The organism is Pasteurella oralis, from assembly GCF_002850605.1.
GTDB lineage: Bacteria > Pseudomonadota > Gammaproteobacteria > Enterobacterales > Pasteurellaceae > Pasteurella > Pasteurella oralis.
In genome coordinates, this window is the sequence record NZ_NXGB01000002.1 from 102,197 (window position 1) to 125,464 (window position 23,268).

Genomic DNA, 23,268 nt, shown 5'->3' on the forward strand with positions numbered 1-23,268 from the left:
ATGACGACGAAATATTCTGGTTATCTTTGGGGCATTTTATCTGGGTTATTATGGGGGATTGCAGGTATTTTATATGAGATGTTAAATACAACTTATCCCTTTACGACTTCTCTGACAATCATATTATCTTTGTTATTTGTTATAGAATTCTCAGCATTTATTTTTTGTTTTGTTTCACATTATAAATTGAATTTGTTTAAGGAATGTGATTTCAAGAATAAACGTGTATTTTTAGGTGTCGTCGCTGGCGTTATTGGTGGGCCTATTGGTATGTTATGCTATTTACAAGCTATTCAATATATTGGTGTTGGGTATGCTGCACCGATATCTTCGGTCTATCCTGTTTTTGGTGCAATTCTGGCATTTTTATTTTTAAAAGACACTATGACTAAATTAGGCATACTAGGATTATGTTTGGCTATAGGTTGCACCATTTTACTAGGATTAGATGTCAATACGTCTCAGTTTTCACTTTTAGGTATTTTTTTGGCAATCGTTTGCGCTTTAAGTTGGGGAGGCGAAATTGTTATCTCATCTTATGTCATGCAATCTATTAACTCTTCTATTGCTTATTTTTTTAGACAACTTGGCTCCAGTATTGGCTATTTTATTTTGCTTTGTTCTTTTGATGTGAAGTTTTTTGGTCTTATTGAATTTTTTAAAGATAAACAATTCTCACTTATTATCTTTTTAATTATTGTTTCTTCAATGACATCTTATTTCTTGTATTATAAGGCAATTTATTTAATTAAACCAATAAGAGCTATGATGTTGAATATTACTTATGGTTTTTGGATTATCCTTATTGGTTTTATATTAAATAATACGAGTATTGATCTGATGACAGTTTTTCTTGTTGTCGGTGTTGTGTTAGGTGCAGGACTAACATTAAAAGATAAAAGGGAAAATGTATGAATGCAATTATATTAGCGGCAGGTTTAGGGAGCCGTTTTAAAGATATTACAAAAAATACGCACAAGGCATTATTGCCTATTGATGGAATCCCAAATATAGAAAGAACGATTAAATATTTAAAACAAGCTAATATAAATGATATTTATATTGTGACAGGTCATTTATCTGACCAGTTTGACTATTTACATGATAAATATGGCTGTTGTCTTTTATATAATGAAAAATATAAAGATTATAATAGTATTTATTCTTTTTTTACTGCACAGAATGCATTTTCTGATAGCTATGTTATTGATTCTGATGTAGTCTTATTTAGAAATATATTTTTGGATAAGCCTGAAATAAGTTGCTACTTTGTTGTAAAAAGACCTGAAAGTCAAGATAAAGAATGGGTTCCTATTGTAAATGAGGAAGGAAAAATTATCAGAATAGATGTGACTAATGAGCCGTTGCCGAGCTTATTAGGCATCTCATATTGGGCAAAAAGTGACAGCGATAAAATTAAAATAAAATTAAAGGAATATCTTCATCCTAATATTTTAAGCCAAAGTGTATTATATTGGGATAATATTCCAATGGAAATAATATCTGAATTAGATGTGAATACAGTTGAATTGTCAATATCCGATGGCTATGAAATGGATAACTTAATCCAATATAATTTCATTTTAAATAATTTAGTTGGTAAATAATATGAGAACAATAACACTTCGTGAACACCAATTGATCACTTTAGATATTTTAAAATACTTTAATAAAATTTGTATTAAACATAATATTAAATATTCATTAGGTGGTGGCACATTAATTGGTGCAGTACGTCATAAAGGCTTTATTCCATGGGATGACGATATTGATGTATATATGTGTCGAGATGAATATGAAAAATTTATTCAAGCTTGGGAAAGTTTAAATCATGAAAGATATAGATTGTCATTGGCTGAGAGAATTGATGGTGTATCTGTTGGTGAAACTACAAAAATTTATGATTTGAAGACACATTTAGTGGAAACAAATGATGATGTTTATGGTATTTTTATTGATATTTTTGTTTGGGACGGTGTACCTGATGATCCTAAAGCGATTTTTTCAATAATGAAGAAACATAAAAGATTGAAAGCGCATTATTTTTCTATCGAAAAAAGAGAGAAAAAATATCAAAACTCAAAAATATTCAGCCATATTATTAACGTTCTTAAATCTTATTTTTTTAATAAGATGATGGAGCATATCTATTCATTTCAAAAAAGATATCCTATTAAACAAGCAAATACTATAGCAATGGTATTATTTGATTATAATAATTGGAAAAAAGCCTATATGCCTAAAGAATATTTCAATGATGTCATATATTTAGATTTTGAAGGCGATAAATATCCTGTTATGAAAGGCTATCATCAACATTTAACTGTGTACTATGGTGATTATATGCAGCTTCCACCAATAGAACAAAGAATACCGCACCATATCAAAGAAGTATATTTATTAGAAGAAATATAGGTTTTTATGCAAAAGATTACTTTACGTGAACATCAATTAATCGCGTTAGACATTTTAAAATACTTTAATCAAATTTGTTTATCACATGGTATCAAGTACTCTTTGGGAGGAGGGACGCTAATTGGTGCTGTACGTCATCAAGGGTTTATTCCATGGGATGATGACATTGATGTGTATATGTGTCGAGATGAATATGAGAGATTTGTTCAAGCATGGGAACAGCAACAACATGCTAAATATGATTTGTCTCTTGCGGAGCGTATTGACGGAATGATGCCTGGAGAAATGACAAAAATTTTTGATAAAGAAACTCGTTTGATTGATACGAAAGGCAGAACTACGGGCATTTTTATTGATATTTTTATTTGGGATGGTGTCCCAAATGATTCATATATTCTTTATCACGCAATGAAAAGACATCGCCGTCTTAAACTCAGGTTTTCTTCTTGCCGTAAAAGATGGTATCGCGCGAGGGAGAATACTTTTATGAGAGCTATTTTTTCTAAATTGTCTCATTATTTTTTTAATAAGATGATGTCGCACTTAAAGCAATTTCAAGAAAAATACCCTATTAATAAATCAGATTATATAGGATTGTTTTTATCGGATTATGGTGGTTGGCAAAAATCATATATGCTAAAAGAATATTTTTCGGATGTAGTCTATTTGGATTTTGAGGGAGAAAAACTTCCTGTTATGAATGGGTATCATGAGCATTTAACGCTGTATTACGGTGATTATATGCAACTTCCTCCATTACATGAGCAGAAACCACACCATACTTTTGAAGCTTATCGTTTGAATTAGTATTTTGTATACCTGATTTTACAATAGATACAATAAAGATATTGAGCTCTGTATTATGCAGAGCTTAATTTTTCTAAAACGTTTGATAGATTGATGAGTTAAATAAATCGTATATTACCTCAGGTATGAGGTATTTGTTGTTTATATTTAGTTGTATTTATATTGTGAAAATGGACACAATATAAGTAAAATTTTTAAAATTGAGACCGCACTTTCGGGATATTTTTCGCTATTATTTACCCAAATGGACGATTAGCATATAAGCAGCGATGACTAGCAAAATGAAGCCAAGTAGTTTTCTCGCTAAATCAGGCTTGAGAATACCGCGAATTTTCATTGATAAAAAGCTAGTTACAAAAGAACTTAATACAACGAGCGTAACGACTGAAAAATTAACATAACCTATTTGCCAGCCGTAATCGAGATGAAATGGTGGGGTTTTAGATAAATAACCATAAAGGCTGCCTAAGCCACCAATAACCATCATGTAATTAGTGTAAGGCGCGATTTGATAAGGTTTTACGCTACGAAGTTGTCCAATTAATGGTGCCATGATTGAACCGCCACCAATACCTGTCATACCTGCAACGCTACCGCCAAATAAACATAAAATTGCGCCTTTTAAGCTATCATTGCTGGTTACAGTCGTATTATCAACAACAGCTTTATGAAAAATAGTACGTAATGCGAGTAGGCTGAGAGTGATCACAAAAACACCAATAATAATATTATCATGTAGATGAAAGCTGGCTTCAAAACCCAGTTGTACACCGATAATCATACCTAAAGACCATAGCAACATTGATTTAATATTGATTTGAATTTTTTGTTTATAAAAATAAGTTAAATTAATTAATGCAGAGCCAATAACAATAGTGAGTGATGTAGCAGCAACCATTTGTAATGGAAAGTCTGGAAAGAGAGTGTAGAGAATTGGTACCATTAGCACGCCACCACCAATACCAAAGATAGCAGACATAAGGTTTGTGAGCATACCACAAAATATCAAGATGATGATCAGTTGTAAATCCATAACAAAAAACCCCGTAATTTTTGTGTATTATGTCCTAAGATAGATTCAATACATTATGATCATGCTCATATTTTTAAAAAATTCTTATTTCTTATTTAATCTGTGATCCATCTCACGGCAACTATATGATGATCATCATAATTTTTTGTCTCCCTGTGTATTATGCTAAATATGTATCTGATTTAGATGCTTTTCGTTTAGATTAAATATATAGGGGATAATAATATGTTCATCACAATAATCAGCTTTCTTATAGTCACAGGTATTGTGGCGTTTATTTCATGGAAAAAAACAAAAGATGATGATTTGACTACATCTAAGGGATATTTCTTAGCTGGACGAGGATTAAGTGGTCTAGTGATTGGCTGTTCAATGGTATTGACATCACTTTCTACAGAGCAATTAATTGGTGTTAATGCCGTATCTTATAAAGGTAACTTTTCAATTATTGCTTGGACAGTACAGTCTGTGATTCCATTGTGTTTCTTAGCACTTTATTTGTTACCGAAATATATTAAAAATGGTTACACCACAATCCCAGAATTTTTTGAGAATCGTTTTGACCGCCAAACGCGTTTAATCATGTCAACGTTATTCTTAGTATTCTATCTATTCATTGTTATTCCTACCGCGCTTTATACTGGTGCGATTGCATTTAATAAAATTTTTAATTTAGAAACTGTATTTGGTATTACCTATGGTCAATCAATTGTTTATACCGTGATTGCAATTGGTATTGTTGGGGCGATTTATGCGATCTTTGGTGGATTAAAAGCGGTTGCAGTATCTGATACGCTAAATGCAGTTATTTTAGTGATTGGTGCGTTATTAGTTCCTATTTTTGCCTTAGCACATTTAGGTGATGGTAGTATTTCTGAAGGCTTTAAAACAATTACAACGACACATGTCGAGAAATTTAATGCAATTGGTAGTGCAACAGACGCCGTACCATGGCCAGCTATGTTTACCGGTATTTTAATTGTCAATTTCTTCTACTGGACGACTAACCAAGCAATTGTACAACGTGCATTAGGCGCAAGAGATTTAAAATCAGGTCAAAAAGGTATCTTAATTGCTGCATTATTCCTATTAACTTTGCCTGTTATCCTGAATTTACCGGGATTATTAAGTTTCCATATTCTTGGTGATGGCCTAAATCCAATTGATACATCTTATCCAGCATTAGTCAATAAAGTATTACCAACGTTCTTACAAGGGTTCTTCATCGCGGCATTATTTGGTGCAATTTTAAGTACATTTAACTCTTTCCTAAACTCTGCTGCAACAATTTACTGTAAAGATTTACTGCCATCAATCAGCAGTAAAACTTGGTCAGATAAAGAACTGATTTTACATGCGAAAAAAGTATCTGCCGTAATGGCGATTTTAACAATGATCATTGGTCCATTACTTATGTTTGGTACTGATGGTATCTTCTTGTTAACTAAGCGTTTTGCTGGTTTTGTCAATATTCCTATCGTTGCATTATTTGCTGTCGGCTTATTTAATAAAACAGTTTCAGGTTTAGCTGCACGTATTGCTTTACTTTTACACGTTGTTTTATATTTCTCAATCGTCTGGGTATTCAAAGTTAAAGTGAACTTTGTTTATGTCATGGCCGCATTATTTGTGTTTGATGTTGTTGTGATGCTTGTGTTAGGTAAATTCTTCAGACGTGAACCATACGAAGAAAGCAAAGAAAATAAAGAAGGTGTGGATTTAACTAATTGGGAATATGCCCCTGTTACGGTTGCCTCTTTAGTTCTTGGTTTAATCACATTATATACTTTATTATCACCATTAGGCTTAGCTTCACCAGCAGGTCAACCATTGTTGGTATTAGGCATTTATGCGGTGTTACAATTAATCATCTTATTCGTGATGCGTAAAAAAGAGGCTAAATAATGAATATTATTTACATTTTATTAGATCAAGTGAGAAAGGACATGCTTGGTGCTTATGGGCACCAAGTTGTTAAAACACCGAATATTGATCGTTTAGCACAAGATGGCATTCGCTTTAATAATGCATTTACGCCAGCTTCTGTTTGTGGACCTGCACGTACGTCATTATTTACTGGCTTGATGCCATCTTCACATGGCATTATTAAAAATGGTGAAAAAGGCGGTACTGGCGAAATTAGCCAGCAAGCCCCAAATATCGCTAAATTAGCAGGCTATAATACTTACGTAGTAGGGAAATGGCATGTAGGAACAAAATCAGTGCCAGAAGATTATGGTATTAAAGGTCATAACTTTGATGGTTACGGTTATCCAGGCAGCGGTGTTTATAAAAATCTTGTATTTAATCAACCACCAACACATTCTAATCGTTATAAAGCGTGGTTAGAAGAAAAAGGCTTTGAGATCCCAGAAGTGAGCCACGCTTATTTTGGTGATAATCCTCATCTACGTGTACAAGAGCTTTGTGGTTTTTTATCTGGTTCAAAAGAGCAAACGATTCCTTATTTCATTATTGATGAAGCCAAGAAGTATATTCAGGAATCGTTAGATGAAAAGAAACCATTCTTTACTTGGATTAACTTTTGGGGACCACATACACCTTGTATTGTCCCCGAACCTTATTATTCGATGTACAGTAAAGATGACGTAGTGTTAGATGAAAGCTTTTTTAAACCACTTGAAGGAAAACCAGGTCACTTCCGCACAATTTCTAAAATGTGGGGAATGTGGGAAGCAAGTGAAGAGCATTGGAAAGAAGTAATTACGAAATTCTGGGGGTACATTACCTTGATTGATGATGCCATTGGGGAATTATTTACTTTCTTAGAGCAACATGATTTATATGAGAGTACTTTCCTCGTTGCAACGGCAGACCATGGTGATGCAATGGGCGCTCATCGTATGATAGAAAAAGGGGAGTTCATGTTTGATACGACCTATAATATCCCGATGATTGTCAAAGATCCAAAATCTGATCGAGTGAATCAAGTTGATGACAATTTAGTCTATCTGCATGATTTAACCTCAACAGTATATGATATTGCACAGCAAGATATTCCAAGTGAATTTGAAGGGGAAACCTTATTACCTATTACACGTGCTCATCAACAAAATGATCGTAAAGGTATTCTGGCACAGTTAGCAGGGCATTTTGTTTATTTTGAGCAACGTATGTGGCGTCGCAAAGATTATAAATTAGTATTTAACGCAACGGATATTTGTGAGTTGTATGATGTACGCAATGATCCTGAGGAAATGCATAATTTATTCTATGATGAACGTTATCATAACGTCAAAAAAGAAATGCTCGAAGAAATGCGAGTCGAAATGAAGCGATTAGGCGACCCATTAGAAAACTGGGTGTATCGTATCATTGATGAAATCTAAGATAAGAAAAGCAAAATTAGCTCGCCTTTCTACTTTGCACTCGCTTAACTAAGCTGTTAAGGTGAATATTAAATCTCTTTTCTGTATTTATTATTCACCTTATCATTTTAAAAACACCGCATCATAAAATAATAAAAAAGTTACCGCACTTTTAATCAATAAATATAAGAAGGAAAAGTATGGATAATTCCCAAATTTTGCCCACTGCGTTACAGCATTGCCAATTGACTTATTTGCATCAGTTAGCTAAAGGTATGACGGTTTATCAACAAGGCGAGATCGCACAAGAGTTTTATTTTGTTAAACAAGGACTTGTTGGTTTATATCATACCCTTGATAATGGTAAAGAAAGTTTAGTGCGATTATATCGGCAAGGTGATTATTTTGGTTTTCGTACGCTATTTGGTTTAGGCGATAGCCGCTATCATTGTAATGCTAAAGTCTTAATTGAAGCTGAGATTATTCGTATTAAGCCAGAAAATATTGATCAATTCTTTTTACATAATGCCGAGCTGAGTAAATTACTTTTACAAACCTTAGCGAATGAATTACGAGATGCAGAACAACGTTTGGCAAAAAGTGCTTATTTACGTACTTTAGATCGTGTTATTGATAGCCTGTGTTTCTTAACGACTAATTTCCCTTATTACAATTGGACATATCGTGAAATTGCAGAATATGCTGGTTGTGAAACAGAAACCGCAATTCGTATTGCTAAAGCATTAAAACAAAATGGCTTGTTCACTGATTTTTTGCCAAATCATAAAGGAAAATAAGGAGTATAAGGACAAAACAGATGTCAGTCTTTTCGCGGAAAGCAAATTTTCATTTAATGGCAAAGCCAAGTAGCTTTCATTGTAATATTCAATGTGAGTATTGTTTCTACCTTGACAAAGAACGGACCTTTGGTAAACAAACTGCGTTCATGTCGCAGCAAACACTAAAAAATTACATCAAAAATTATATTGAGTCTCACGCTAGTAATCGAGTGGAGTTTGCATGGCAAGGAGGGGAACCTACTTTACTTGGCTTAAATTTTTTTAAAAGTGCGGTACATTTTCAACAAGAATTTGCGAATGGAAAAATGATTACTAATGCATTCCAAACGAATGGTATTGCATTAAATCGGCAATGGGTTGAGTTTTTCAAACAACACCAATTTCTGATTGGATTATCTATAGATGGACTAAGTGCTGTACATAATCGTTACCGCATTACCAGTAACGGACAACCGACTTTTGAACGTGTCGTGCAGGCGTTAGCGCTATTGAAACAATATCAAGTGGATTTCAATACATTAACAGTGATTAACGATCAAAATTGGCACAAAGGAAAAGAAACTTATCTTGCTTTGAAGGCGATGGGTTCAAGGTTTATGCAATTTATCCCAATTGTGGAACAACATGCTCAACAAGTACAACCCTTTTCTGTGCCACCAGAAGGTTATGGACATTTTTTAGTAGATGTCTTTAGAGAATGGAAAAAAGAAGATGTGGGACAAGTTTTTGTGTTGGAGTTTGATAATTTGCTTGGGCAATGGTTAGGTTATCCATCAAGTAGCTGTATACATCAACCGACTTGTGGAAAATCATTAGTCGTAGAAGCTAATGGGGATGTTTATGCTTGTGATCACTTTGTTTACCCTGAATACAAGCTTGGCAATTTAAATCACAGCGCTTTAGCTGAATTAGTACAACAACCACAGCAACAGCAATTTGGGTTAGCAAAACAAAGTCAATTGACTCAAATTTGTCAACAATGTGAGTTTAAAGCTTTATGTCAAGGTGGTTGTCCTAAACATCGTATTGTGTCGTTAGTAGGTGAATCTTTTAGGCACAATTATTTATGTGCTTCTTACCGCTATTTTTTCCACCAAACAGCTGAAGATATGCAACAAATGCGTCATCAAATTCGGTTTGCAAGGGGACAATAATTGGAGGAGTAACAAATGATCAATATAACCAAAATGAAACAATTTACCCCAGAGTTGACTTTATATCGTTACAACGAAATTCCCGTATTAGAATTAAGCCATCGTGTGGGAGAGGCTAAAATTGCTTTACAAGGTGCACAATTATTAAGCTGGCAACCACAAAACGAAAGTCAAGATATTTTCTGGTTAAGTGATATTGAACCTTTTATCTTAGAAAACCCGATTCGCGGTGGTGTGCCGATTTGTTATCCTTGGTTTGGTGCCGCGAAGCAGCCTATTCATGGTACTGCACGTTTACGTTTATGGCAGTTAAGCCATCATGACATCACATCAAAGCAAGTTAAGTTAGAGTTTGCATTATTTGATACGCAGAATATACTTGAAGCTAAAGTGACCATGTCCTTTACTGATAAATGTGAAATTACGTTAATGCATTGTGCACAACATCCTGCTCAAGCTGCACTGCATAGCTATTTTAAATTGAGCAATATCGCGCAAGTGACAATTCAAAATTTGCCTCGAAATGGTTTTAATGCGATTACGCAGCAACAAGAAGATTTACCTTCTACCCGTCGGATTACTCAACATGTTGATTGTATTTATAGTGTAGAAGAGAATGTAAATTACATTGTTGATGAGCAATTTGAACGTCAAATTAAAATTGTACATCAACATGCCAGCGAAATCGTGTTATGGAATCCATGGCAAAATCCAATGGGTGCAATGCAAGCTGAAGATTATCAACAAATGATTTGTTTAGAAAGTGCGCGAATTTATCACCCCTTGAGTTTTGGTGAAAGTCTTAGTGTCTTGTTATCCAGCAAAAATCGCTGAGTTGGTTATTGCATAAATCTTTAAAATCCAGTAGAATTCGGTCCGTTTTTGTTCATTTTTGAACAGCAAATAATCTTCTTCTGCCAAGCAGATGAAAGCAATATAAACTAATAGAGGAATAAGACTATTAAGACCGTAAAAAAAGCACCAGTTGCTAATCGTCCGAATCGCATTAATGATGAAATTCGAGTGAAAGAAGTTCGTTTGATTGACCAAGATGGCGAACAAGCAGGTATTGTATCAATTCAACAAGCATTAGAAATGGCAGAGCAAGCCGAATTAGATCTCGTTGAAATTAGTCCAAATGCAGAGCCGCCAGTGTGTCGCATTATGAATTACGGTAAGTTCCTTTATGAAAAAGGTAAAGCGGCAAAAGAGCAGAAGAAGAAACAGAAAGTTGTACAAGTGAAGGAAATTAAATTCCGTCCTGGTACAGACGAAGGCGACTATCAGGTAAAACTACGCAGCCTGATTCGCTTTTTAGAAGACGGGGACAAAGCTAAAATCACAGTGCGTTTCCGCGGACGTGAAATGGCTCACCAAGATATAGGCTTAGAGGTGTTAGAGCGTGTTAAAAACGATCTAGCGGACATCTCGGTTGTAGAATCTGCACCGGGAAAACTTGAAGGTCGTCAAGCAGTCATGGTACTTGCCCCGAAAAAGAAATAATTAGTGCAAGCTCAAGTAATTAAGTGCGGTCGAAATTTCTAAAATTTTGACCGCACTTTAATTCGCCTAATTATTAACGTAGCGTCTTCAGATTTGAGGCTGACGCAAAGAGAGCTGACGAGAAAGTGCAAATTGCATAGTTGAAGAAGCTTGGCTGAGTGGAAGTAAAAAGATGAAGATACCATTAGTATTTAAACAATGCGGAGTTATAAAAACTTATGCCTAAAATTAAAACAGTACGTGGTGCTGCGAAGCGTTTCAAAAAAACAGCTTCAGGCGGTTTCAAACGTAAACAATCTCACTTACGTCATATTTTGACTAAAAAGACCACTAAGCGTAAACGTCATTTACGTCATAAATCAATGGTTGCGAAAGCTGACCAAGTTTTAGTAGTAGCGTGCTTACCATACGCATAAGCCGTTGAACGTACGAATAGTAAATTTTTAGTAAGGACATAACATTTTATGTCCAAAGATAAATAGACAATAGGAGATTAAATAATGGCTCGTGTAAAACGTGGTGTTATTGCAAGAGCACGCCATAAGAAAGTTCTTAAGGCTGCTAAAGGTTATTATGGTGCTCGTTCACGTGTTTATCGTGTTGCGTTCCAAGCAGTAATTAAAGCTGGTCAATATGCATATCGTGACCGTCGTCAACGTAAACGTCAATTCCGTCAATTATGGATTGCTCGTATCAATGCTGCGGCGCGTCAAAATGGTTTATCTTACAGCAAATTTATCAATGGCTTGAAAAAAGCTTCAGTTGAAATTGACCGTAAGATCCTTGCTGATATCGCTGTATTTGACAAAGTGGCTTTTGCTGCATTAGTAGAAAAAGCAAAATCTGCACTTTAATTTTTTAAAGTAAAGAGCAATGAGGACGCTGTTTAGCGTCCTTTTTTGTTGCTAACAAAATTTAATTTATTACTCCTTAGCTAAAATAGGTGTTCTATCTCCTTTTGAAAAGATGAGAGATGGTTATATGTCTGAATGCGGCAAAATTTTTTTATCAAATCTAGTCATGGTTTTTGTCCTTATATATACCAACTTATTTATATATTATTGAAATTCACTTATAAAAAAGTTAAATCTCAGGTACATTTTGATAAGCATTTTATTAGAGCTTTCTGTCAAAATTAATAATTATTTACGTCAAAATCCGTTTATTAAAATAATTTTTTATAATAATTATTTTTTAAAATTTACTGTTGAATATATTTTATTAACTTCTTGTTTTATCTTTATTTTGAAGATGATTAATTAATGATAAAGATTAAGGTTGTATCATTATGAGGTTGGGTTATTAATTATCCTGTATTGATTATATTTAATCCTATAATAGATTAATATATGATTTTATTTTTAAATTTTCTGGTGAGTGTTTATTTGTCTAAATTTTGTTAGATTATATTTAAGTGGTATTGTTTTTATTCTGGTTTGGTTTTATATTTGTGCAAATGAAATAAAAGAAATAAAAAATGCTTGTACAAAAGATGAAATTATATAAAATCTGCTCCCGTGTTTAATGAATCAGTAGGATATTGATTTATTAAATAGGCTAATGGATTTAATCATTGGATAAATAAAAGTTGTATAAGTAAATCAAGGAGAAAACTTAATGAATTTATCAAAAATTGCCGTCGGAGTAGCGGTATCTTTTAGCTTAGCGAGTAGTATCGCATTAGCAGAAGGAAAAACAATAGAGCAAAAGGCATTAGATAAAGCAAATCAACTTCTTTCAGAATATAATAGTAACGAAAAAACTTCTACACTTATTAGTTCGAGCGAATATACTAACTTATCTTTGGGGCTTAGTGAAATGAAAAAATGGCCGCAAGGAAGTCCCTATCCTTATTTTGTTTTTTATAAATTTTTATATAATAATTTAGCTCTTTTAAATGATGGAATTAATATTAATGAAGAAAAAATAAATTCTAATCTGGAGGCAATAAAACTTAACCAAAGTTCTATTGGTAAAAATACTCTTTCTATCATGGAAAATAAAGTTGCAATTGAAGTTAATAAACATGCTATTGAAGATTTACAAAAATATGTCGGTAGTAATATTCATGACATTGAAAATATCAAAAAGCGTTTGAGTAACTTAAATAAAGATCTGCGTCGTGGTCTTGCGACACAATCAGCATTAAATGGCTTATTCCAACCTTATAATGTTGGTAAAGTCAGTTTAACGGCAGCGGTTGGCGGATATCAATCAAATAGCGCGATTGCAGTGGGTACTGGTTATCGCTTTAATGAAAATATTGCCGCAAAAGCAGGACTTTCAAAAAGCATTGGTGGTTCAGCAGTATCTTATAATATGGGTGTGAACTACGAGTTTTAATGATATTTAAATGACTTAAATTAATTTCTTATGAATCCGTGATTAAATGAAGAAAAATATTCTTTGAGTAATTTATTATAGAGTTAATGGATTAATTTATAACTTTGTAGTAAATTGTTAATTGAATATTTTGTGAAAAAACCCACTTTAACGTGGGTTTTTTTATATATTTTGGAGAACTATTATTTTCTTTGTATGATTAAATATCAATCATATTTTAAGATGCATTTTGGTATATCTCTTTTTTAACAAAATAATTATTTCCCTTATTAATAAGATAAAATGAATAAAAATAATGCGAAGATTCTGAAAGGAAAATCTAAAAACGATAACTTACTTTAGATTTTTAATTAATAAAGATGATTTTTTATGAATTCAGATGAATATTTATACATGACAAAAATCCTTTTTCAAAGATGGATTTAATGAGTAGCTGAGGAAGAATGAGTGATTTGTTTATAAAAAAGGTTGGAACTTAAATTCCAACCTGCTAAACATTTTAACATTTATTTCATTTTATCTAATGAAACTTACTGTTATAACAACTCTCGTATAGTAAAAATTACTGAGTATTAGCAACTAAATTACCTAAATCTTTATCAATTAAGAATAAACCTTTACCATCTTCACCAAGTAAATTGAGTTTATCTAAAATACCGCTAAAGAGTTTTTCTTCTTCATGTTGTTCTGCCACATACCATTGTAAGAAGTTAAACGCTGAATAATCTTTCTCTTCAAATGTCTTACCTACTAATTCATTAATTTTTTCAGTAATTAATTTTTCGTGTTTGTAAGTGATTTCAAGCACTTCTTTAAGGCAAGAATATTGGTGTGCTGGGGCTGCAATTTCGCCAATAATCGCTAATGCACCAGTTTCATTTAAATAAGTAAAGAGTTTACGCATGTGTTGCATTTCTTCTGCTGCGTGGGCAGCAAGGAATTTTGCTGTGCCATCAAAACCATTTTGTTCACACCAAGCACTCATTTGTAAATATAAATTAGAAGAATAGAACTCAAGGTTCATTTGTTCATTCAATAAATTAATAACATTTTGCGATAACATATTTTTCTCCTAAATTATAATGTGGCTAAATCACGATCAATAAAGTAGAGTGAACGACCATCTTCGCCTAATAAGTTGAACTTATCAATAATACTATTGAATAACATTTCTTCTTCGTGTTGTTCTGCGACATACCACTGTAAGAAGTTAAAAGTAGAATAATCTTTATCTGCAAATGTCACTTCAACAAGTTCGTTAATTTTTGAGGTGACAAATTTTTCATGCTCTAAGGTGATCTCAAAAATTTCTTTTAATGTTTTGTAATCATTTTTAGGTGCTTCAATTTTGCCTAACAATGGCATCCCACTTGTTTCACTGACATAATTGAACAATTTTTGCATATGTTCCATTTCTTCGTCAGCATGACGTAAAAGAAATGCCGCAGCACCTTCATAACCATTATGCGCGCACCATGCGCTCATTTGTAAATAAACATTAGAAGAATAAAATTCCAAATTGATTTGTTCGTTTAGCTTTTCTGCAATTGCTTTGCTTAGCATAACTAACCCCTTTCCGTTGCTATGTTAAAAAATAATGAATAATAGATTATTATTTAATCTATATGATGCAGGCATTGTATAGACGTTATTGAGAATAAGCAAGTTATTTTTATCTAAAATTTTTTGTAACTTATTAATTTATAATGAAAATTTAACAAAAACCATTCTCATTTGGAATGTGTAAATGAAAGAGATTATCAATTGCTATAGTAGAAAATATTAACAATTGCAAAACAATTAGTTAGGATAGATACGCATTTTTCATTAAAACACTATTTAATGATTGAATCTGAAGAGATTTTGGTGTAATTTATTTTTTACATTTTTTGTATAGAAAAGTTTACATTATTTGGTCTGTTTCATAATTAATGTTTCAAGGATAATAAAAATGAATAAAGATAGCATCCATAACGTCAATATTGTTGGTGAAAAAGTACTCATCACACCACGTGAACTGAAAGAAAAATTACCTTTATTAGCCCCGTTACGTACACAGATAGAACAATCTCGCCGTGATATTGCGAATATCATCCATAAAAGAGATCCCCGTTTACTAGTCGTTATTGGACCTTGCTCTATTCATGATCCAATTGCTGCTTTAGAGTATGCAGCACGTTTAAAAGCACTTTCTGATGAATTAAAAGATCAACTCTATATTGTTATGCGAGTGTATTTTGAAAAGCCAAGAACCACTGTGGGTTGGAAGGGATTAATTAATGATCCTAAAATTGATGGCTCTTTTGATGTTGAGCATGGTTTACATATTGCGAGAGAATTACTGTTAGAACTTGCTGAAATGGGATTGCCTTTAGCTACAGAAGCACTTGACCCTATTACACCTCAGTATATGGCAGATCTATTTAGTTGGTCTGCGATTGGGGCAAGAACAACAGAATCACAAACTCATCGTGAAATGTCTTCAGGTCTATCGATGGCAGTAGGCTTTAAAAATGGTACAGACGGTAGTTTGGCAACAGCCATTAATGCAATGAAAGCCGCCTCAATGGGGCATAGTTTTATTGGTATTAATCAGCAAGGTCAAGTGAATTTACTACATACTGCGGGTAATCCAAATGGGCATGTGATTTTACGTGGTGGTAAAACGCCTAATTATGAAGCTGAGTTTATCGCACAATGTGAACAGGCGTTAGAACAAGCAGGATTAGAACAAGCGATTATGATTGATTGTAGCCATGGTAACTCGAATAAAGATTACCGTTTACAACCAAAAGTTGCACGAAATGCAGTGCAGCAAATTGTCGAAGGGAATCATTCGATTATTGGCTTGATGTTAGAAAGTCACTTGCATGCAGGTAATCAAAGTGCAGAACAACCTGTTAGCGAAATGCAATATGGGGTTTCAATTACGGATGCTTGTATTGATTGGGAAACCTCAGAAGCGTTATTACGCGATATGGCTTTAGCATTAAGTAAAAAATAAAAGGGCGGGATAAGTGGATGCTTTAAAAGAATTAAGAACACAAATAGATCAAGTTGATCGTGAGTTGCTACAACTTTTAGCACAACGGTTAGCTTTGGTGAAGCAAGTTGGTGAAGTTAAGCATAAGCATGGATTACCAATTTATGTGCCAGAACGTGAAGCAGATATGCTAAACGCGCGACGTTTAGAAGCCGAAGCATTGGGGATTTCTGCTGATTTGATTGAAGATGTGTTGCGGCGTGTTATGCGAGAATCTTACACCAGTGAAAATCAATTCGGCTTTAAGAAAGTGAATTCTGCAATCAGAAAAATTGTGATCGTTGGAGGAAGGGGAAAATTAGGCAGCTTATTTGCACATTACTTTACTTTATCGGGTTACTCTGTTGAAGTCTTAGAACGGGAAGATTGGCAAAGTGCGGTCGATATTTTAAAAAATTCTGATGTAGTTATTATTTCTGTGCCTATTGCTAATACAGTAGAAACTATCAAGCGTTTAGCACCATTTTTAACAGAGAATATGTTATTAGCTGATCTTACTTCGGTCAAACGAGCACCATTAGCTGCGATGTTAGATTATCATAAAGGTCCAGTATTAGGTTTACATCCAATGTTTGGTCCTGATATTGCAAGCATGGCAAAACAAGTGATTGTACGTTGTGATGGGCGTTTTGAGCAACGCTATCAGTGGTTAATTGAACAAATGCAAATTTGGGGCGCCAAATTTTATCCTGTAGATGCAATTGAACATGATCATAGTATGACTTACGTTCAGGCGTTGCGTCATTTTTCTACTTTTGCTAATGGATTGCATTTATCTAAGCAACCTGTGCAATTAGCCAGTTTACTTGCTTTATCTTCGCCCATTTATCGTTTAGAGCTCGCGATGATTGGGCGTTTATTCGCACAAGATGCAGCTCTTTATGCTGATATTATCCTAGATAAACCTGAAAATTTAGCTGTTATTGAAAGTTTAAAGCAAAGCTATGAAGAAAGTTTAGCTTTTTTTGCTAATGGAGATAAACAAGGGTTTATTGAGAGTTTTAATCAAGTCAAACAATGGTTTGGTGATTATTCTGAGCAATTTCTGAAAGAAAGCCGACAGTTGTTACAGCAAGCTAATGATTACAGGCAAATTTAGATATAAAGCAAAGTGAAAAAGGCGGAAATTAACCGCCTTTTTTGTATGTATTTTATCCATAAAATGAATTCTAGGCTGACTTCAGCAATATTAAAGTTGTACAAAAGTTGATCTAGTTCACAATTAAGAAAAAAATATTGGTTATTAAATAGATATTTTTTTATATAAAAACCTCCATTTTTATTATTAAAATGATGATTTCACTCCATTTTTCTCTGGCAATAATTGAATAATACCCTTCAAAAGCCGTATTTTCCTGTAATTGTTTTTTTGTTCACAATTTATATACTTGAAATCAATCATTTTTTGACCTTTCAATCATTAAAATTAACCTAAGGAGAATGAAATGAAAAGCCGTGTATTCTTGTTATCGCTATTAACGGTTTCTACCTCTATTGCTGTGCAAGCCAACACTTTTTGGAAAGCTGACTTACATGAAAATCTCACGAATGTGACGAAAGTAGCTGGACGAGATGGCTTTACTATAAATAAACCGGGGCAACCGTGGCCTGGTGTTGGACCAAACGGGGAAGCAGGCGGTACTGTTAATTTACCTTATAGCCGAATTCCAGCAATGACAATTACTGACGATAACAAAATGGTTGTGATGTTTGACTTGAGATGGAAAACGGCAAGTGATCAAAATCGTATCGATCCAGGTGTAGTGATTTCAGAAGATGGTGGGCATACATGGCAAAAAAGAACAGCTTGGAGTTTTAATGAGTCAAAATTCCCTTTGCGTAGAGCGATGGATCCAACATTACTTCATAATAATATTGATGGTAGTTTATATGTGATGCATGGTACTTGGGCAACAGGAACGAGAAATTGGTATCAGGATAGAATATCGTATTTTAATGATAATGTTTGGGCGGCAACGATCTACAAATCAACAGATGGTGGTTATACTTGGCAAAAAAACAGTGAATTTAGCAAAACTATAAACGCAGATGTTTTTTCAAAAGTTAAAAAAGATCCAAATAATCCAACAATTGGTTTTCTAGGTGGCGTTGGTTCTGGGATTGTAATGCGAGATGGTACCTTAGTTTTTCCAATTCAAACAGCTCATATTAATGGGATTGCGACTACAATTATGTACTCAAAAGATAATGGCAAGACTTGGGATATGCCTGCTATTGAGAATGCATTAGCGCCAAACCAAAGTTCGTTAGAAAACATGGTATTTGAGATTGGTAATAAATTAGTCATGACTGGTCGTGAAGACAATACGAAAAAAACCAGATGGGCTTATTATACAGAAGATTTAGGTAAAACTTGGCATGAATATAGTCCTGTTAATGGTTTTAGTACAACAACAGCGGCGCCATCACAAGGTTCATCAATTTATGTGACATTACCAAGTGGGAAACGTGTGTTGTTAGTTTCGAAACCGAATGGCAATGGGAATGATAGATATGCACGTGGTAATTTAGCCTTATGGATGTTAGATGCGAAGAATCCAGATCATAAATATGAAGTTGCAATTATTAGACCTGGGTCTGGTAATGCTGCTGGCGCGGGCTATTCTTCTTTAGCTTATAAAGAAGGCAACTTATTTATTGCGTTTGAGGATGATGGTGATATTACAGTTAAAAACTTAACTGAGCATATGAAGACTATTGAAGATAAAGCGACCGAATGGGGATTGACTGATGAAATTGCTACTGAAGTAGCGCAAATAAAGGCATTAGAACATTTAAATAAAGGACAAAAAGATACGCTTAGTGCCAAAATGCAAAGAGCAAATGGTAATGCGGTTTCTGAATCTGTAGTATTAAACCGTGAAATGAAAGGATTAAAAGATGAAGTTACTGAATTGACTAAACAGTCTGCCGCAATGACTAGAGCCTTGCCTTCAAAAATCAAGCAATTTAATCGAGATGTGAATGAAGTGAGAAGCTTGACTAGTGATACTAGTGAAACTTATCTGAACTATTTAAGTATACAAGATTTGATGCACATGTTGCGTCATTCGTTTTTAGCCCTAAATACTAAATTGGATTTTTCTAACTATGTCAAACATGTTGAAAAATTGAATTCCTATGATACGGACATTCTCTATAGTTCTTATAATAATGTTTTTGTTGAATATGATTCAGTAAACAAAAATAGTAAGCACAGTCCATCGTTAGCAATTGGTGTTAACACAAGTTTAGGTGGAAATACACAAGCAGGTGTATTTTTTGAACATGACAAAAAAGACGGAAAAACTAACGCAGTGGGGGTAAGAACAAAATATCGCAAAGATGAGAATGTACTGTCCGCGTTCTTACGCTATAGAACAGTTAAACATGATGACTTCATAGAAAGAAACAATAATGTGGATCTTTATATTAACTATGCTCACGAATTCAAAGTTGATAATCATCTTACGTTAGCACCGTCAGTTGGTGCTTATGCTTCTTTATCATCTAAAACATTAATTGATGAAGATGTCGCATTGAATAAGCGCCTCGTTATGGCTGGTGATGTGGGACTAAATATCGCTTATAACTTAGCAGATATTAAAGTGACTATTAGACCAAATGTTGCTTTAGTTAAAGATGGCGCTACATTATCGCAAGCTAATTACAAAGATAACCAACATAGAATTAAATCAAGCAGTGTTGTTTATGGTGTCAATGTAGGACTTGAAAAACAATTTGCAAATAGTATTTCACTTGGCACTAAATTAAAGTTACAAAAATATGGTTCACAATCTTCTGAGGTCAGTTTAGGCATTAATTTGGGTTATAACTGGTGATAAAAAAATTAATGGCTTCAATTTTTACAGATTAAGAAATTGTAGACTTTAATGTCCTTAATAGTACCAATAAACCCACTTATTTAAAGTGGGTTTATTTTTATTGGCTAAATAGTCAAGAGTTAGAATTGAGTTGTGCTTTTGATCAAGCTGATTTCTTTTGGTTTTTTGTTATTTTTCAATCAAATCGTTATAAGATTTATGCAACAAAGTGTATAATAAGAATTATTTTTTGATAAAAATATTTGAGTTATGAGTCAATTTTTTTATATTCATCCAGAAAATCCACAAGTGAGATTGATCAATCAAGCTGTTGAGATTTTGCGTGATGGTGGAGTGATTGTCTATCCGACGGATTCTGGTTATGCACTTGGTTGTATGATTGGAGATAAACATGCAATGGATCGTATTGTAAAAATTCGTCAGCTACCAGAAGGGCATAATTTTACACTCGTATGTAGCGATTTATCTGAGCTATCCACTTACTCTCTGGTGAATAACAGTGCTTATCGTTTAATTAAAAATAATACACCAGGACGTTATACTTTTATTCTAACGGCAACGAAAGAATTACCAAGACGTTTGATGACTTCCAAACGTAAGACAATTGGTATTCGAGTGCCTGACAATCAAATTGCGTTAGATTTACTAAAAGCATTAGGTGAGCCAATTTTATCTTGTTCGCTTATGTTACCTGGTGAGGAATATATGACACAGTCGGATCCAGAGGAAATTAGAGATCGTTTAGAGCGTCAGGTGGATTTAATTATTCATGGTGGGTACCTTGGACAAGAGCCAACAACAGTTGTTGATTTAACAACAGATACACCAATCATTATGCGTGAAGGCAGTGGGTCAATCACCCCCTTTATTTAATGCATATAGTTATAAGTATAGACGCTTGTGAAAGCGACAATTTAGAGGAAATATGAAATCTACTAAAACAAATTCTCGTCAAAATCGACCGCACTTTGAGAAAAAAGGACAAAGAAATACATCAAATCCAAAAGTGGTTTCTAATGTCATCAAGCCAGCGGCTAGTATGCAGGATAAACCTGTTAGTGCAGTAAAATCTACACCAAAGTCCCTTGTTTCAAAAGCGAATGTAGAAGGTGAGAAATTACAGAAAGTATTAGCACGAGCAGGTCAAGGATCGCGTCGTGAAATTGAAGCGATGATTGTTGAGAAGCGTGTTAGTGTTGACGGTAAAATCGCCACATTGGGTGATCGTATTAATGTTCATTCTGGCGTAAAGGTGCGTATTGATGGGCATATTGTGAATTTAAAACAAGCACAAAAAGAAGTCTGTCGTGTATTGATGTATTACAAACCAGAAGGTGAACTTTGTACTCGCCATGATCCAGAAGGACGCGCTACTGTCTTTGACCGTTTACCTCGTTTAACAGGAGCGCGTTGGATCGCAGTTGGGCGTTTGGATATTAATACGTCAGGCTTATTGTTATTTACGACTGATGGTGAACTAGCCAATCGTTTAATGCACCCAAGTCGAGAAGTTGAACGAGAGTATTCTGTACGTGTGTTTGGACAGGTTGATGATGCTATGTTGCACCGCTTGAAAAAAGGCGTGCAATTAGAAGATGGTCCAGCAAACTTTAAAGAAATCAAATTTGCTGGTGGTGTAGGGATTAATCAATGGTTTGATGTGACACTTATGGAAGGACGTAATCGTGAAGTCCGTCGTTTATGGGAGTCACAAGGTGTACAGGTCAGCCGTTTAATTCGTACTCGATATGGCAATATTTCATTAATGAAGTCATTGCCTCGAGGCGGTTGGGAAGAAATGGACTTAATCAATGTAAATTATCTAAGGGAGTTAGTTGGGTTACCACCTGAGGTGGAAACGAAACTTGACGTCACAAAACCTCGTCGCCGAGCGAAAACAGGACAAATTCGCAAGGCTGTGAAGCGTTATACAGAGTTAAGTAAGCGTTATAAAAAATAATTTTTCTTCTGAGCAAGTGCTGTGAGAGGACAAATGCATGAAAATACAACAACTACGTTATATTGTTGAAATTGTTAATCAAAATTTGAATGTGACAGAAGCTGCGAATGCGCTGTTTACTTCACAACCTGGTATTAGTAAACAAGTTCGTTTGTTAGAAGATGAACTTGGTTTAGAAATCTTTGAACGTAATGGGAAGCACATTAAATCACTCACGCCCGCAGGACAAAAAATTGTTACAATCGCGCGTGAATTATTAGTCAAAACGCAAAGTATCAAAGCTGTTGCTAATGAATATACTCAGCCTAATCATGGGGTTTTACGTATTGCCACAACCAATACTCAAGTACGATATGTTTTACCCCCTGTGGTTGAATGTTTTTCTAAAAAATATCCTGATGTGAGTTTACATATTCATCAAGGTTCACCAAGCCAAATTTATGATGCACTTTTATCTGGAGATGTAGATATTGCCATTACAACAGAAGCGCAATATTTATTTGATGATGTAGTTTTATTGCCTTGTTACATGTGGAATCGTTCAGTCATCGTGAAGCATGCTCACCCACTTGCACAATGTAAAAATTTAACTATTGAAGAAGTCGGAAAATATCCTTTAGTCACTTACACTTTTGGTTTTACTGGCGTGTCTGATTTAGATTATGCTTTTAATAGCGCTGGCATTTTACCTAATATTGTTTTTACTGCGACGGATGCTGATGTTATAAAGACCTATGTTCGATTAGGGCTTGGTGTGGGTATTATGGCCTCAATGGCACATACCGAAGTCGATACGGATTTATTGGCATTAAAAGGTGATCATCTGTTTGCGCCAAGTGCGGTACAAATCGCATTTAAACACAGTACCTTTTTACGTACATATATGTATGATTTTATGCAGTATTTTGCACCTCATTTGACGCGTGATGTGGTTGAAAAAGCAGAACGACTACGTGATAAGGATGCTGTGAAGAAGCTATTTGAAGGGATTGAATTAGCCTTTCGTTAAGTAGGCGTCAATTTTCAAAAAAATAGA

General features: G+C 34.2%; 22 protein-coding genes. 19 read left to right on the forward strand and 3 right to left on the reverse strand.

Annotated features, from left to right (window positions below; genetic code table 11):
* From C0975_RS02875 to C0975_RS02890, 4 genes are read left to right on the forward strand one after another with little or no spacing between them, the layout of a single operon-like run.
* Window positions 1-915, forward strand: a complete 915-nt coding sequence (locus C0975_RS02875; protein WP_101774900.1) for a DMT family transporter — start codon at window positions 1-3, stop codon at window positions 913-915.
* The gene (locus C0975_RS02880) at window positions 912-1,607 is read left to right on the forward strand and encodes an NTP transferase domain-containing protein (protein WP_101774901.1); all 696 of its coding nucleotides are present in this window, start codon (window positions 912-914) and stop codon (window positions 1,605-1,607) included. The genes C0975_RS02875 and C0975_RS02880 overlap by 4 nt, the downstream gene beginning before the upstream one ends.
* A gap of 1 nt (window position 1,608) precedes the next feature.
* A complete protein-coding gene (locus tag C0975_RS02885) occupies window positions 1,609-2,415 on the forward strand; it encodes a LicD family protein (RefSeq protein WP_101774902.1) in 807 nt (268 codons plus the stop codon).
* 6 nt (window positions 2,416-2,421) lie between these two features.
* Window positions 2,422-3,222, forward strand: a complete 801-nt coding sequence (locus C0975_RS02890) for a LicD family protein (RefSeq protein WP_101774903.1) — start codon at window positions 2,422-2,424, stop codon at window positions 3,220-3,222.
* Between the two features lie 232 nt (window positions 3,223-3,454).
* Here the strand turns inward: C0975_RS02890 and C0975_RS02895 are convergent, their stop codons facing one another.
* On the reverse strand, window positions 3,455-4,255 hold the full coding sequence (locus C0975_RS02895) for a sulfite exporter TauE/SafE family protein (protein ID WP_101774904.1): 801 nt from the start codon (window positions 4,253-4,255) through the stop codon (window positions 3,455-3,457).
* A 225-nt stretch (window positions 4,256-4,480) separates the two neighbouring features.
* On the opposite strand from C0975_RS02895, the gene C0975_RS02900 reads away from it, so the two are divergent.
* The 9 genes from C0975_RS02900 (at window position 4,481) to C0975_RS11565 (ending at window position 13,384) form a co-directional block, all read left to right on the forward strand.
* Window positions 4,481-6,160 (forward strand): solute:sodium symporter family transporter, encoded by a 1,680-nt coding sequence (locus C0975_RS02900; RefSeq protein WP_101774905.1) that lies wholly within the window; start codon window positions 4,481-4,483, stop codon window positions 6,158-6,160.
* Window positions 6,160-7,605: a sulfatase family protein gene (locus C0975_RS02905; RefSeq protein WP_101774906.1), complete on the forward strand. Its 1,446-nt coding sequence runs from the start codon at window positions 6,160-6,162 to the stop codon at window positions 7,603-7,605. Before C0975_RS02900 ends, C0975_RS02905 begins: the two co-directional genes overlap by 1 nt.
* Before the next feature lie 179 nt (window positions 7,606-7,784).
* On the forward strand, window positions 7,785-8,381 hold the full coding sequence (locus tag C0975_RS02910; RefSeq protein ID WP_101774907.1) for a Crp/Fnr family transcriptional regulator: 597 nt from the start codon (window positions 7,785-7,787) through the stop codon (window positions 8,379-8,381).
* Window positions 8,382-8,401: 20 nt separating this feature from the next.
* Complete coding sequence (locus C0975_RS02915) at window positions 8,402-9,538, forward strand: anaerobic sulfatase maturase (RefSeq protein WP_101774908.1); 1,137 nt, start codon at window positions 8,402-8,404, stop codon at window positions 9,536-9,538.
* Window positions 9,539-9,553: 15 nt separating this feature from the next.
* A complete protein-coding gene (locus tag C0975_RS02920; RefSeq protein WP_101774909.1) occupies window positions 9,554-10,372 on the forward strand; it encodes a D-hexose-6-phosphate mutarotase in 819 nt (272 codons plus the stop codon).
* A gap of 126 nt (window positions 10,373-10,498) precedes the next feature.
* The gene (infC, locus tag C0975_RS02925) at window positions 10,499-11,041 is read left to right on the forward strand and encodes a translation initiation factor IF-3 (protein WP_101774910.1); all 543 of its coding nucleotides are present in this window, start codon (window positions 10,499-10,501) and stop codon (window positions 11,039-11,041) included.
* Window positions 11,042-11,259: 218 nt separating this feature from the next.
* Complete coding sequence (rpmI, locus tag C0975_RS02930) at window positions 11,260-11,457, forward strand: 50S ribosomal protein L35 (protein ID WP_005596065.1); 198 nt, start codon at window positions 11,260-11,262, stop codon at window positions 11,455-11,457.
* Between the two features lie 84 nt (window positions 11,458-11,541).
* Complete coding sequence (gene rplT, locus C0975_RS02935) at window positions 11,542-11,895, forward strand: 50S ribosomal protein L20 (protein ID WP_005596075.1); 354 nt, start codon at window positions 11,542-11,544, stop codon at window positions 11,893-11,895.
* A gap of 763 nt (window positions 11,896-12,658) precedes the next feature.
* Window positions 12,659-13,384 (forward strand): YadA C-terminal domain-containing protein, encoded by a 726-nt coding sequence (locus C0975_RS11565; protein ID WP_245853287.1) that lies wholly within the window; start codon window positions 12,659-12,661, stop codon window positions 13,382-13,384.
* A gap of 562 nt (window positions 13,385-13,946) precedes the next feature.
* Here the strand turns inward: C0975_RS11565 and ftnA (C0975_RS02945) are convergent.
* Window positions 13,947-14,447, reverse strand: a complete 501-nt coding sequence (ftnA, locus tag C0975_RS02945) for a non-heme ferritin (RefSeq protein ID WP_101774911.1) — start codon at window positions 14,445-14,447, stop codon at window positions 13,947-13,949.
* A 14-nt stretch (window positions 14,448-14,461) separates the two neighbouring features.
* Window positions 14,462-14,947, reverse strand: coding sequence for a non-heme ferritin (ftnA, locus tag C0975_RS02950; protein ID WP_101774912.1), 486 nt, complete (start codon window positions 14,945-14,947; stop codon window positions 14,462-14,464).
* Between the two features lie 388 nt (window positions 14,948-15,335).
* Here ftnA (C0975_RS02950) and C0975_RS02955 point away from each other — a divergent pair, with 388 nt between their 5' ends.
* From C0975_RS02955 to cysB, 6 genes are all read left to right on the forward strand, one after another.
* Window positions 15,336-16,388, forward strand: coding sequence for a 3-deoxy-7-phosphoheptulonate synthase (locus tag C0975_RS02955; protein ID WP_101774913.1), 1,053 nt, complete (start codon window positions 15,336-15,338; stop codon window positions 16,386-16,388).
* Window positions 16,389-16,401: 13 nt separating this feature from the next.
* Complete coding sequence (gene tyrA / locus C0975_RS02960; RefSeq protein ID WP_101774914.1) at window positions 16,402-17,526, forward strand: bifunctional chorismate mutase/prephenate dehydrogenase; 1,125 nt, start codon at window positions 16,402-16,404, stop codon at window positions 17,524-17,526.
* Between the two features lie 346 nt (window positions 17,527-17,872).
* Window positions 17,873-20,269: a sialidase family protein gene (locus tag C0975_RS02965; protein WP_101774915.1), complete on the forward strand. Its 2,397-nt coding sequence runs from the start codon at window positions 17,873-17,875 to the stop codon at window positions 20,267-20,269.
* Window positions 20,270-20,521: 252 nt separating this feature from the next.
* Window positions 20,522-21,145: an L-threonylcarbamoyladenylate synthase gene (locus tag C0975_RS02970; RefSeq protein WP_101774916.1), complete on the forward strand. Its 624-nt coding sequence runs from the start codon at window positions 20,522-20,524 to the stop codon at window positions 21,143-21,145.
* Window positions 21,146-21,197: 52 nt separating this feature from the next.
* Complete coding sequence (rluB, locus tag C0975_RS02975) at window positions 21,198-22,232, forward strand: 23S rRNA pseudouridine(2605) synthase RluB (RefSeq protein WP_101774917.1); 1,035 nt, start codon at window positions 21,198-21,200, stop codon at window positions 22,230-22,232.
* A gap of 37 nt (window positions 22,233-22,269) precedes the next feature.
* A complete protein-coding gene (gene cysB, locus C0975_RS02980) occupies window positions 22,270-23,241 on the forward strand; it encodes an HTH-type transcriptional regulator CysB (protein WP_101774918.1) in 972 nt (323 codons plus the stop codon).
* Window positions 23,242-23,268 lie beyond the last annotated feature (27 nt).